The following is a 12,748-nucleotide window of genomic DNA, read 5'->3' on the forward strand; positions in this document are numbered from 1 at the left end:
CCTGGTGCCAGCGGGCCGTTCTGCCTGCGTCGCCGATCGGGCCCGGCCTCCGGGAGCCGCTCGTGCAGAAGTGGGCACCCGAGACTTCCCTCAAGCAGAGTTACGTAAGGATTTCCACGTGGTTTACGCAGTAGTGCGCGCCGGCGGCCGTCAGGAGAAGGTCGAGGTCGGCACCATCCTGACCATCGACCGTGCCAAGGCGGACGACAAGGGCAACATCGACCTCGCCCCCGTGCTCCTCGTGGACGGTGACAAGATCACGTCGGCGGCTTCCGAGCTCGCGAACGTGACGGTCACCGCCGAGGTGCTCGACGACCTCCGTGGTCCCAAGGTCATCATCCAGAAGTTCAAGAACAAGACCGGGTACAAGAAGCGCCAGGGTTTCCGCGCTGAGCTGACCCGCGTCAAGATCACCAAGATCGCGTAAGGGAGTCAGCTCATGGCACACAAGAAGGGTGCGAGTTCCACTCGCAACGGTCGTGACTCGAACGCACAGCGCCTCGGCGTGAAGCGTTTCGGTGGCGAGGTCGTCAACGCTGGCGAGATCATCGTCCGCCAGCGCGGAACCCACTTCCACCCGGGCGCCAACGTCGGCCGCGGTGGCGACGACACGCTGTTCGCCCTCTCGGCCGGTTCGGTCGAGTTCGGCACCAAGGGTGGCCGCAAGGTCATCAACATCGTCAACGCGTAGTCGTTCGATCGACTGCAGCGGGAGGGGCGGGCCGAGTGCCTGCCCCTCCTTCGCTTTTCCCGCCGACGTTCCCGTCGGCACAACGAAATTCCAGGAGTGGACCCATGGCGACATTCGTCGACCGCGTGACCCTGCACCTCAGCGCGGGGCACGGCGGCAACGGCTGCGTGTCGGTCCGCCGTGAGAAGTTCAAGCCCCTCGCGGGGCCCGACGGCGGCAACGGCGGTGACGGCGGCGACATCGTGCTCGTGGCCGATCCGCAGGTGACGACGCTGCTCGGCTACCACCGCTCGCCGCACCGTTCGTCCAAGAACGGGCAGCCCGGCATGGGCGACCACCGCAGCGGCGTCAGCGGCGAGGAGCTCGAGCTCCCGATGCCGGTCGGCACCGTCGTGTACGACGAGTCCGGCGAGGTCATCGCCGACCTGACCGAACCCGGCATGCGCGTCATCGTCGCCCCGGGCGGGCAGGGTGGCCTCGGCAACGCGGCGCTCTCCACCACGAAGCGCAAGGCCCCCGGCTTCGCGCTCCTCGGAACCGAGGGCTGGGCCGGTGACATCAGCCTCGAGCTGAAGACCATCGCCGACGTCGCCCTGGTCGGGTTCCCGAGCGCGGGCAAGTCCTCGCTCATCGCGGCGATCTCCGCCGCCAAGCCGAAGATCGCGGACTACCCGTTCACGACGCTCACCCCGAACCTCGGTGTCGTCGAGTCCGGCGACACCCGCTTCACCGTCGCTGACGTCCCCGGCCTGATCGAGGGCGCGTCCGAGGGCAAGGGCCTCGGCCTCGAGTTCCTGCGCCACGTCGAGCGCTGTGAGGCGCTCCTGCACGTCATCGACTGCGCCACGCTCGATCCGGGCCGCGACCCGATCAGCGACCTCGACGTCATCCTCGGTGAACTCGAGCGCTACCCGGTCCCCGAGGGTCAGGTGCCGCTGCTCGAGCGCCCGCAACTCATCGCCCTCAACAAGGTCGACGTGCCCGAGGCGCAGGAGCTCGCCGACTTCGTGACTGCCGAGCTCGAGGGCCGCGGCTACCGCGTCTTCCCGATCTCGACCGCGTCCCGCAAGGGCCTGCGCGAGCTGACGTTCGCGATGGCAGACGTCGTCGAGCAGGCACGCGCCTCCCGTGCGGCCGAGCCGGTGCCGGAGCGCATCGTCCTGCGCCCCCGTTCGGTCAACGAGAAGCCCTTCACCGTGCGCGCCGAGGGCGGCGAGGAACACCGCTTCTACCGCGTCCGCGGTGCCAAGCCGGAGCGCTGGGTCCAGCAGACCGACTTCACCAACGAAGAGGCGATCGGCTACCTGGCCGACCGGCTCGCGAAGCTCGGCGTCGAGGACGGCCTGTTCAAGGCCGGAGCCGTCGCCGGGTCCACCGTCGTCATCGGCGGCGACGGCGGCATGGTGTTCGACTGGGAGCCGACCCTCACCTCGACCGCGGAGCTCATCACGAGCGCCCGCGGGACCGACGCGCGCATCGGCGCGACCTCGCGGCCGACCCGCAACGAGCGCCGCGAGGAGTACTTCGAGCGGATGGACGGCAAGGCTGCCGCCCGTGCCGAGCTGGAGCAGGAGCGCGTCTCCGGCCTCTGGGCGGACGACGACGTCGTGACCAGCGACCAGCTCGAGACCGGCGACCAGAAGGACTGACCGCGGCATGACCGACACGACCGCCCGCACCGACCTCGGACCCGTCACCCGGCGCGAGGACATCCCGCGTGCGCGGCGGATCGTGGTCAAGGTCGGGTCGTCGTCGGTCAGTGGTGACGCAGCCGGCCAGATCGGCCCTCTCGTCGACGCCCTGGCGGCCGCGTACGGTCGGGGCACCGAGGTCGTCCTGGTGTCCTCCGGCGCGATCGCGACCGGATTCCCGTTCCTCGGACTCGAGGGACGACCGGACGACCTCGCCACCCAGCAGGCAGCGGCGGCCACCGGGCAGAACGTCCTGATGTTCCGTTACCAGAAGGAACTCGACCGCCACGGAGTCGTCGCCGCGCAGATCCTGCTCACCGCAGGTGACCTGCAGAACCCGACGCACCGGGTGAACGCGCAGCGGGCCATCGACCGGCTGCTCGCCCTGCGGGTGCTGCCGATCGTCAACGAGAACGACACCGTCGCCACGCACGAGATCCGCTTCGGCGACAACGACCGACTCGCCGCCCTCGTGGCGCGGCTGCTCGGAGCCGACGCCCTCGTGCTGCTCTCCGATGTCGAGGCGCTCTACACGGCGCCCCCGGAGCAGCCCGGAGCGACCCGCATCGACGAGGTCCCGTTCGGCGACGAGCTCGCCGGCGTCACCTTCGGCTCCATCGGCAAGGCCGGCGTCGGCACCGGGGGAGCGGGGACGAAGGTCGCCGCCGCGCGGCTCGCGGCCGAGGCCGGCACCGCGGTGCTCGTGACCGCCACGGCGCTCGTCGACCGCGCGCTCGCGGGGGAGCACCTCGGCACCTGGTTCCACGCCGCGCCGCGTCCCTGACACGGGTCGCGGCCGAGCCGTCGGCGGGCCCAATCGGTCACGACTCCCCGTCGGGACGACGTCGAGTGGTCGGGAGTCGCCGGCGCGGGTGGCGCGCAGCGACGATCTGCGACCAGTTGGCGGGCGGGGCACGACGTGTCGCGACCGGTCGGTCGGCGCAGTGTGCACGAGCCTGGAGGCACGGCGTGCGTCCGTCACGCCCGTCACGAACCGAGGGGCGCGCCTAGGATCGGAGCATGTCGCTGCCCGCGCCCGCCCCGACCCTGACCGACAAGCTCGTCGCCGCCCGTGCCGCGTCGTCGGCCCTCGCCACCGCGACGACTGGGGTCAAGGACGCCGCGCTCGTTGCCATCGCGTCGGCGGTCCGCGCGGCGACGGACGAGATCGTCGCCGCGAACCACGGTGATCTGGTGGCCGGCGAGGAGAGCGGGCTGTCGTCCGGGCTGGTCGACCGCCTGCGGCTCGACCCCGCTCGCACCGAGGCGCTGGCCGCCGCGGTGGAGCACGTCGTCGGGCTCACCGACCCGGTGGGCGAGCACGTGCGCGGGTCGCAGCTGGCCAACGGGCTGCAGCTCACCCAGGTGCGCGTGCCGTTCGGCGTCGTCGGGGCGATCTACGAGGCCCGCCCGAACGTCACGGTCGACATCGCGTCGCTCGCGCTGAAGTCGGGCAACGCCGTCGTGCTCCGCGGGGGATCGGCGGCGCAGCGGACCAACGCGGTGCTCGTCGCCCGGATCCAGGACGCCGTCGAGTCGGTCGGCCTGCCGCGCGAGCTCGTGCAGACCATCGACGAGTTCGGTCGCGCCGGAGCCACGGAGCTCATGCGCGCCCGCGGCCTGGTCGACGTCCTCATCCCGCGGGGGAGCGCCACGCTCATCCAGACCGTCGTGACCGAGTCGCAGGTGCCCGTGATCGAGACCGGCGCGGGCGTCGTGCACGTGTTCCTCGATGCGTCGGCCCCGGAACAGCGTGCCGTCGACATCGTCCTGAACAGCAAGGTGCAGCGGCCGAGCGTGTGCAACGCCCTCGAGACCCTCCTGGTGCACGAGGCGGCGGCCGAGCGGCTCCTGCCGGTGCTCGCGGAACGGCTCCGTGCCTCCGGTGTGACCCTGCGGGGCGACGACGCCACGCGCGCGATCGTGCCCGGCGTGCTCCGGGCCACCGACGACGACTGGGGCACCGAGTCGATGGACCTCGACCTGTCGATCCGCGTCGTGACGGACGTCGACGCCGCGATGGCCCACATCGCGCGGTGGTCCACGCACCACACCGAGTCGATCGTCACGAACGACGTCGACACCGCCGAGCGCTTCCTGGCAGCGGTCGACTCGGCGGTCGTGATGGTGAACGCCTCGACCCGGTTCACCGACGGCGGTGAGTTCGGCTTCGGCGCCGAGGTGGGCATCTCCACGCAGAAGCTGCACGCTCGCGGACCGATGGGCCTGCCCGAACTGACGAGCACGAAGTGGATCGTGCGCGGCCACGGGCAGATCCGCGGCTAGACTGAACGGCGTCTTTCCCCGACGAAACGGAGCACCGAACGATGACCTTCCTCGCAGAAGCTGCGGAGCACGCCTCCGGCGCCCCCGCGTTCGTCTTCCCCCTCGTCGGCGCGCTCTTCTTCATCTTCCTGGGCTTCGTCACCTGGAGCTTCCGTGACGTGGCCTACCGCCACTCCCAGAAGTTCGAGGCCACCCGCCACCACGAGACGGGTGTCGACGAGTTCGGTCACACCAAGATCTGACCACCCACTCGATGCTCGAGAGCACCGGACGGCCACGCATCGGCGTGATGGGTGGCACGTTCGACCCCATCCACCACGGGCACCTGGTCGCGGCGTCGGAGGTGGCACGGGCGTTCGACCTCGACGAGGTCGTGTTCGTCCCCACCGGTCAGCCGTACATGAAGTCCGACGTCACCGACGCCGAGCACCGGTACCTGATGACCGTCATCGCCACCGCGTCGAACCCGATGTTCACGGTGAGCCGCGTCGACATCGATCGTCCGGGTCCGACCTACACGGTCGACACGCTGCGCGACCTGCATGAACAGCGACCGGATGCCCAGCTCGTCTTCATCTCCGGCGCAGACGCCGTTCAGCAGATCGTCGACTGGAAAGACCATGATGGTCTCTGGGACCTCGCGCACTTCGTCGCCGTGACGCGTCCGGGACACGCGCTGAGCATCACCGGATTACCCGAACGAGACGTAAGCTTGCTCGAAGTCCCCGCGCTGGCCATATCGTCGACGGATTGCCGTGACCGGGTGAGACGAGGGTTCCCCGTCTGGTACCTGGTCCCCGACGGCGTCGTCCAGTACATCTCCAAGCACCATCTGTATCGGAGCGTTGCATGAGTTCGTCCGACGCGCAGCCGCCCCTGTCGCGGCGCCAGGCGCGCGAGCGGGAGCGTGCCGCCGCGGCCGGTTCGCAGCCCGCGACGCCGCCCCCGACCGTCGTCGCGCCCGAGGACCCCGGTGAGTCCCGTCGTCGCCCCGGGTCGCACGTGGCCCCGGCCCCGGACGGACCGGCCCAGGCATCCGTGCCGGTCTCGGCACAGTCCGCACCGACGTCGGCGCAGTCCGTCCCGGTGTCGGCACCCGCAGCCGGTGTCCCGTCCTTCCCGCCGGCGTCCGCGACCGAGATCGTCCCCGGCAGCGGTGGCCTGACCCGTCGGCAGATCCGCCAGCTCCGGGCCGCCGAGCGGCAGACCGGTCTGCCGGTCCCGCTGCAGAACCCGACGCCGCAGTCGTCCGACCGCACCGTCGAGGACGTCATCGAGTCGGTCGACACGATCGATCCGTCCAGCGCCCCCGATGCAGACCGGCAGCCGACGGTCACAGCCGAGCCGGAGCCCGTCACCGTCCTCGACCAGGCCGCGGTCGCCCAGGCCACCGAGGCCGACGGCTCGCCGGACGCCCTCGAGCCCCTGGACGAGGCCGCCGCGCACGCCGAGGAACCCCGCCGTCACCGCTCGACCTGGTCGCCGCCGGCCGACACCGCGCAGCCCGAGGCGGTCGAGGCCGACGCCGTCGTCCCAGCCACCGAAGTCGCTGTGGACGAGGCCGTCGAAGCCCGCGCCGATGACGCCCGTGCTGACGGAACCCATGGGAACGCGGACACGAGCGCGCCCGCTGCGGCCGAGCGGCAGCCCGTGGTCAGCCCGGTGCCGATCGCGCCGAGTGCCGAGGCTGCGACCCCTGCCGTGTTCCCGCTCTCGCTGGACGCCGAGGACGACGACACCAACGAGGTCCCGTTGCCCGAGCCGGCAACCGCCGCACCGAAGGTACCCGCCTCCTTCCAGCGTCCGTCCGAACCGAAGCCGATGACGACGGCGTTCGAACCGCCCGTCGGGCACTGGTCGCAGCAGGCGCACGACTCGAACGACTCCGAGGTGCACGACGAGGAGACCGGCGCGCGCCGGATCGCCGTGACCAACACGAACGCGATCATCTTGCCGAACTCCGCCCTGGCCGACCCCACCGGGGCGCTCAACGCGACGGGCGAGGTGATCCTGACCGGATCGATCGACCTGCCGGCGTCGCTGTCCTCGACCGGGTCGCACCGTCCGATCGACGGTGCCGAGGTCGACCGCCTGCTCGAGCAGCAGGACGAGCAGCCCGAGACCGACGCCAGCCCCGTCCGTGCGAGCCGTGCAGTGTCGAGCCACACGTCGACCCGGCAGGTGGTGCTCGCCGCGGCGAAGCCCAAGGAGTCGCGTACGCCGCTCATCCTCGGCGTAACGGTCGGCGCGGTCGGGCTGGCAGCGGCCGGCGTCATCATCACCGCACTGCTCACCACCCACGCGTTCGGCGGCTGACCGCTGGCGTCCCCGACGTCCGATCCCGGCACCCCGCCGACGCTGGCCTGGCCGCTGTCGGCGGGGTGGCTTATGATCGTGACCCATCAAGCGAACCGGCTGCCTGCCGGTTCGACGACCGGAAGGAATCCGTGACCGCCTCCACTCGCGCACTGGAACTCGTGCAGGCCGCAGCACTCGCGGCCGACGCCAAGCAGGCCGAGGACCTCGTCGCTCTCGACGTGACCGGGCCGTTGCAGCTCACGGACGTGTTCCTGCTCGCAACCGGTCGGAACGAGCGCAACGTGCAGTCCATCGCCGATGCCGTCGAGGAACGCCTCCTCGAACTCGGCGCCAAGACGCTCCGCCGGGAAGGCCGGGCCGAGGGCCGCTGGGTCCTCATCGACTTCGGTGACGTCATCGTGCACGTGTTCCACGACGAAGACCGTCAGTACTACTCGCTCGAGCGCCTGTGGGCCGACTGCCCGGCGATCCCGCTCGAGCTCCCGGTGGACCACCCCGCCTGATCAGCGACGCGCCCGGGTGACGGCTTCGATTTCGTCTCCCGGCGTTCGCGTGGTGTACGCTTCTATGGTGCCTCCGGGGAACCGGTCGGTACGAAAGTGCAAGAGTCTGGGTCTGTGGCGCAGCTGGTAGCGCACCTGCATGGCATGCAGGGGGTCAGGGGTTCGAGTCCCCTCAGATCCACCAACAACCCCCGTCGTTCCTCGGAACGGCGGGGGTTTCGTCGTTCGTGCAGCAGGGCGCAGCCGCCCGATACGCTGAGTGCATGAGCAACGACGCCCCGCTGTCCGGGTCCCCGATGACGATCGCCTCCGCCGGGTACACGGCCGACATCGCCACCGTCGGCGCGACGCTGCGGACGCTCCGCCACGACGGTCGTGACCTGGTCGTGCCGTTCGACGCCGACGAGGTCCGCCCGGTCTTCCGCGGTGCCGTGCTGGCGCCGTGGCCGAACCGCGTCGTCGACGGCGAGTACACCTTCGGCGGCGTCGACCACGAACTCGCCCTCACCGAACCGGCACGGCACCACGCCCTGCACGGCCTCGTCGCGTGGACGGACTTCCGGGTCGAGGCGCAGGAGTCCGACCGGGTGGTGCTCGGCACGACCGTCCAGGCGCAGCAGGGCTACCCGTACCGCGTCGAGGTCACCGTGGAGTACCGCCTCGGCGCCGAGGGGCTGCACACGACGATCACGGGCACGAACACCGGTGCGGAGGACGCCCCGTGGGGGACCGGCCCGCACCCGTACCTCGTCGCGGGCGCCGGCACGGTCGACGACTGGACCCTCAGCCTGCCCGCCGCCCAGGTGCTCGAGGTGACGCCGGACCGGCTGATCCCGACCGACCTGGTCCCCGTGCACGACGAGTTCGACCTGCGGACGCCGACGCTGATCGGTGACCGGTTCATCGACCACGCCTTCACCGGATTCGACCGCGACACCGCCGGTCTCGCCACCATCGCGGTCACGGCGGCGGACGGTCACGGCGTCCGTGCGACCTTCGGCCCGGAGTGCGGTTGGGCCCAGGTGCACACGGCGGACCACGTCGTGCCCGAGTACCACCGCGCGGGTCTCGCCGTCGAGCCGATGACGTGCGCGCCGGACGCCTTCAACGACGGCGAGGCCCGCGGCCTCGTGGTGCTCGCCCCGGGCGCCGCGCACGCCGCCGCATGGACGATCGCCGCGATCTGACCGGCTCGGTCCCCGGCGTCCGCGTCGCGGTCCGCCGCCTCGATGCGGTGCCGGACCTCGCCGCGTTCGCCACGGCGGCCGGGTCCGACCTGGTCTGGCTCGACTCTGGCCTGCCCGAGGGTTCGCCGATCGCCGCCCGACCGCGGGCACGGTGGTCGCTGCTGGCCTGGACGGACGGGCCCTTCGCCGCCCGGTTCCGCCACCAGGACCGCCGCGCACACCTGACGGTCGGGGAACCCGCCGTCGGCTGGTTCGGCCGCGCCCGTGTCGAGGACCGTCCGGCCTTCGCGGTGCTGGCGGACCTGCTCGACCGCACGCCGCGCTCGCCCGAACCGGTCGCAGGGTGCGGGTTCGCGCTCGGCTGGGTCGGGTTCCTCGGGTACGAGCTCGGCCGCGAGTCCGGTGGGCCAGACCGCACGGCCGACGGACACGCCGACGCCGACCTGCGGTTCGTCGACCGCGCGGTCGTCGTCGACCACGCTGGCGGTGGCGCCTGGGCGCTCGCGCTCGTCGCCGACACGGAACCGGCTGCCAGCGCGCGGAACCGCGCGTGGCTCGAGACGGTGCGCGACCCCGCGACGTGGGCCGGCGCCCCGGACGCGGCCACGGTCCTCCCGGCCGGGGTGTCCCCGGCGACCGGACGCGTGTCGCGTGCCGCCCACGAGCGTGCGGTCGATGCGTGCCGCGCCGAGATCCGCGAGGGCAACGCGTTCCAGGTCTGCCTCACCACCGCCTTCGCGGTCGGACGGGAGGCCCGGGGCGGCTCCGGTACGGACCCGTACCTTCACGAGTACCTGCGGATGCGTGCCGCGGACCCCGTCCCGTTCGGCGCGTACCTGCGGCTCGGCCCGCTGCGCGTGGCGAGCCGGTCGCCGGAGCGGTTCCTGCGGATCGACGCGGCCGGGAGCGTGCTGGCGGAGCCGATCAAGGGCACGCGACGACGGCTCGCGGACGCCGCTGCGGACGCGGTCGTGCGGGACGAGCTCGCGGTGAGTGCGAAGGACCGCGCGGAGAACGTGATGATCGTCGACCTGCTGCGGAACGACCTGCTGCGGACGGCCGTGCCGGGCTCGGTGCACATCGAGCGGCTGTGCGAGGTCGAGACCTACGCGAGTGTGCACCAGCTGGTGTCGACGATCGGCGCGGTGCTGCCGGCTGGCACGTCGCGGGCGGACGTCGTGCATGCGTCCTTCCCGCCGGGATCGATGTCCGGCGCGCCGAAGATCAGCGCCATGGGGATCGCGGACCGGCTCGAGGGGGCGCCGCGCGGGGTGTACTCGGGGGTGATCGGGTACTTCTCGGCGAGCGGGGCGGTCGACCTGTCGGTGGCGATCCGTACCCTCGTGACGGTGCTCGACGGGGCGGGGAGTGTTCGTTCGCGCATGCTCGGGGCCGGGGGAGCGGTGACGTGGTCCTCGGTGGCGGCGGACGAGGCGGACGAGGTCGAGACGAAGACCCGGTCGGTGCTCGGTGGCCTCGGCGCGGTCGCGTCCTGGTGAGCTGACCGAACACGTGTTCGACCCGACTGTCCACGGATGTCGGACGCGATTGACATCATCGAACACATGTTCGAATATGAGGGCATGCAGACGGCGACGGCACTCCGGTCGGCCGCTCCGGATCGGGGTGGGCGGAGCGGTGCTGCACGCGGAGCCGGCGGCGGTGCCCGTCGCGGGACCGACCACCTCGGGGACGCTCGTGCGGCGTTGGACCGCATCACGTCCCTGCGGTCGCGGGTCGCCGACATGGAGTCCACCCGTGTCGACACCGCCGGGCTCCCCACGGCCGCCGCGTTGGAACCCCTGCTGCCGGGTGGCGCGATCCGGGCCGGCGGCACCTACGCCGTGCCCGAGTCGGTGCTGCTCGCGATGACCATGCTGCAGGCGGCCTCGGCGGCCGGGGCGTGGTGTGCGGTCGTCGGGGTGCCGTCCTTCGGGGTCGAGGCCGCGGTGGCGGCGGGGATCGATCTCGAACGACTCGTGCTCGTCCCCGATCCGGGCGACCAGTGGCTCGCGGTGACGGCGGCGATGGCCGACGTCGCCCAGGTCGTCCTCACCCGACCCCTCGGCCGGGTCGTCCCCGGCGACGTTGCACGGCTGTCGGCCCGGCTGCGGCAGCGTGGCGGGGCGCTCGTCGCGCTCGGTTCCTGGCCGGGAGCGGACGTCACACTGCGCGTCACGTCGTCGACGTGGAGCGGCATCGGGCAGGGGCACGGGCACCTGACGGAGCGCCGAGCCACCGTGACCGCGACCGGTCGGGCCGGAGCCACGCGTCCGGCGACCGCCGAGCTGCTCCTGCCGGCGGCGGACGGCACGGTCCGTGCAGCGACCCCGCTGGCGACGGTGGGATCCGGGGACACCCGCGTGCTGCGGCCCGTGGCGGTGGCGTCGTGATCGCCCCGGGCCGCGTCCGTGCCGACGCGATCACCCGTGGTGCGGCGTTGCCCGAACCACCGCCGACCCGGACCATCGTGCTGTGGTGCCCGGACTGGCCGGTCATCGCGGCGGCCCGCGCGGCCGGGACCCCGCCGGAGCAGCCCCTCGCCCTGGTCGCGAAGGGACTGGTGTTCGCCAGTTCCGCCTCGGCCCGGCAGCAGGGCGTCGCTCGGGGCCTCCGCGTGCGCGAGGCACAGGCACGCTGCCCCGAGCTGGTCGTGCAGCCCTACGACGACGCGCTCGACCACCGCGCGTTCGAGCCCGTCATCCGTGCGGTCGAGGCAGCGGTCCCCGGGGTCGAGGTCCTGCGTCCGGGCACCCTCGCCCTGCGCGCCCGCGGCCCGGCCCGGTACTACGGGGGCGAACGGGCCGCGGCGGCGACCCTCGCCGGGATCGCGGCTGACCACGGCGCCCCCGCGGTGCGGGCCGGGGTGGCCGACACACCGTTCGCGGCGGAGCAGGCGGCGCGGGCCCGTCCGGTGCGTCCCGGTGAACGGGTGCGACTCGTGCCGGTCGGCGGATCCTCGGACTTCCTCGCACAGCTGCCGCTCGGCGTCCTCGGTGACCCCGACCTCGCGACGGTGCTCGACCGGCTCGGCATCACCACGCTCGGCGAGTTCGCGTCGCTCGGTGATGAGCAGGTGCGCGAACGGTTCGGCATCGCCGGAGCGTTCCTGCACCGGCTGGCGGGTGGCCGCGACCCGCGGGAGATCTCGGCGCGGGAGATCCCGCCGGAACTCCGGATCGAGGCGTCGTTCGAACCACCGCTCGACCGGGCCGACCAGATCGCGTTCGCGTTCCGGCGGTCCGCCGACGACTTCGCCGAGCGGCTCCGTGCCGCGGGGCTCGTGGCGACGACCATCCGGGTGGGCATCCTCGACGAGCGGGACATCCTGCTCGAACGGACGTGGGCGCACCCGCGCTGGTTCGACGCGGCCGACGTGGTCGACCGGGTGCGCTGGCAGCTCGCCGGCGGGGTGGACCCGACCGGGCTCGAGGCGCCGGTCATCGCGGTCGTGCTCGAGCCGGTCGCCGTCGACGACATGGCGAACCACGAGCGTGGCCTGTGGGGTTCCGGCCCGGACGAGCGCGTGCACCACGGGCTCGCCCGGATCCAGGGCATGGTCGGGCACGACGGTGTGGTGAGCCCCCGCGTCGGCGGTGGCCGCACCCTGTCGGAGCGTGTGGTGCTCGTGCCGTGGGGCGACGCGCCTCCCGGCGGGGAGCGCGCCCTGGCGACCGTCCGCGACCGTCCGTGGCCCGGAAAGCTGCCCGGCCCGCCGCCCGCCACGGTGCTCGAGCGACCCCGACCCGTCGACGTGGTCGCCGCCAGCGGCGAGAGCGTCGACGTCGATGAGCGCGGCGTGCTGTCCGGCGTGCCCGAACGGTTCCGTGCCGAGGGCGACCGGGGCGACCGGGGCGGCGGGTTCGCCGCCGTCACGGCCTGGGCAGGTCCGTGGCCGCTCGTCGTGCGCTGGTGGGAGTCCGGCGGCCGACGCCTGCACCGACTGCAGCTCGTCGATGCCGAGGGGCGTGCCTGGTACCTGGTCCTGGCGGACCACCGGTGGTGGGCCGAGGCGGTCGCGACGTGAACCAGACCACCACCACCACCACCAGCAACAGCAGGAGCGTGCCC

13 protein-coding genes and 1 tRNA gene are annotated in these 12,748 nt (G+C 72.5%); all 14 read left to right on the plus strand.

What is annotated here, in order from left to right:
• The first annotated feature begins 118 nt into the window (after positions 1–118).
• The 14 genes from rplU (at position 119) to ITJ56_RS09550 (ending at position 12,704) form a co-directional block, all read left to right on the plus strand.
• A complete protein-coding gene (gene rplU / locus ITJ56_RS09485; RefSeq protein WP_027464715.1) occupies positions 119–427 on the plus strand; it encodes a 50S ribosomal protein L21 in 309 nt (102 codons plus the stop codon).
• Between the two features lie 12 nt (positions 428–439).
• A complete protein-coding gene (gene rpmA / locus ITJ56_RS09490; RefSeq protein WP_111081199.1) occupies positions 440–691 on the plus strand; it encodes a 50S ribosomal protein L27 in 252 nt (83 codons plus the stop codon).
• Positions 692–795: 104 nt separating this feature from the next.
• Entirely contained in the window at positions 796–2,340 is a 1,545-nt protein-coding gene (gene obgE / locus ITJ56_RS09495; protein WP_194630070.1) for a GTPase ObgE, read from the plus strand.
• A 7-nt stretch (positions 2,341–2,347) separates the two neighbouring features.
• A complete protein-coding gene (gene proB, locus ITJ56_RS09500) occupies positions 2,348–3,166 on the plus strand; it encodes a glutamate 5-kinase (protein WP_228517434.1) in 819 nt (272 codons plus the stop codon).
• A 236-nt stretch (positions 3,167–3,402) separates the two neighbouring features.
• Positions 3,403–4,668 carry a glutamate-5-semialdehyde dehydrogenase gene (locus tag ITJ56_RS09505; RefSeq protein WP_194630071.1) on the plus strand — a complete coding sequence of 422 codons (1,266 nt, stop codon included), beginning with the start codon at positions 3,403–3,405 and terminating at the stop codon, positions 4,666–4,668.
• 41 nt (positions 4,669–4,709) lie between these two features.
• Positions 4,710–4,910 (plus strand): hypothetical protein, encoded by a 201-nt coding sequence (locus ITJ56_RS09510; protein ID WP_194630072.1) that lies wholly within the window; start codon positions 4,710–4,712, stop codon positions 4,908–4,910.
• Positions 4,911–4,921: 11 nt separating this feature from the next.
• A complete protein-coding gene (gene nadD / locus ITJ56_RS09515; protein WP_194630073.1) occupies positions 4,922–5,521 on the plus strand; it encodes a nicotinate-nucleotide adenylyltransferase in 600 nt (199 codons plus the stop codon).
• On the plus strand, positions 5,518–6,984 hold the full coding sequence (locus ITJ56_RS09520) for a hypothetical protein (RefSeq protein WP_194630074.1): 1,467 nt from the start codon (positions 5,518–5,520) through the stop codon (positions 6,982–6,984). Before nadD ends, ITJ56_RS09520 begins: the two co-directional genes overlap by 4 nt.
• A gap of 131 nt (positions 6,985–7,115) precedes the next feature.
• Positions 7,116–7,490 carry a ribosome silencing factor gene (gene rsfS, locus ITJ56_RS09525; RefSeq protein WP_194630082.1) on the plus strand — a complete coding sequence of 125 codons (375 nt, stop codon included), beginning with the start codon at positions 7,116–7,118 and terminating at the stop codon, positions 7,488–7,490.
• 108 nt (positions 7,491–7,598) lie between these two features.
• Positions 7,599–7,674: transfer RNA gene (locus tag ITJ56_RS09530), tRNA-Ala, on the plus strand.
• A 79-nt stretch (positions 7,675–7,753) separates the two neighbouring features.
• Positions 7,754–8,677 (plus strand): aldose 1-epimerase family protein, encoded by a 924-nt coding sequence (locus tag ITJ56_RS09535; protein ID WP_194630084.1) that lies wholly within the window; start codon positions 7,754–7,756, stop codon positions 8,675–8,677.
• On the plus strand, positions 8,656–10,176 hold the full coding sequence (locus tag ITJ56_RS09540; RefSeq protein WP_194630086.1) for an anthranilate synthase component I family protein: 1,521 nt from the start codon (positions 8,656–8,658) through the stop codon (positions 10,174–10,176). The genes ITJ56_RS09535 and ITJ56_RS09540 overlap by 22 nt, the downstream gene beginning before the upstream one ends.
• Positions 10,177–10,212: 36 nt before the next feature.
• On the plus strand, positions 10,213–11,070 hold the full coding sequence (locus tag ITJ56_RS09545) for a hypothetical protein (RefSeq protein ID WP_228517435.1): 858 nt from the start codon (positions 10,213–10,215) through the stop codon (positions 11,068–11,070).
• Positions 11,067–12,704 carry a DNA polymerase Y family protein gene (locus ITJ56_RS09550; protein WP_194630088.1) on the plus strand — a complete coding sequence of 546 codons (1,638 nt, stop codon included), beginning with the start codon at positions 11,067–11,069 and terminating at the stop codon, positions 12,702–12,704. Before ITJ56_RS09545 ends, ITJ56_RS09550 begins: the two co-directional genes overlap by 4 nt.
• Positions 12,705–12,748: the final 44 nt, after the last annotated feature.

Source organism: Curtobacterium sp. VKM Ac-1376 (genome assembly GCF_015351025.1).
Lineage (GTDB): Bacteria > Actinomycetota > Actinomycetes > Actinomycetales > Microbacteriaceae > Curtobacterium.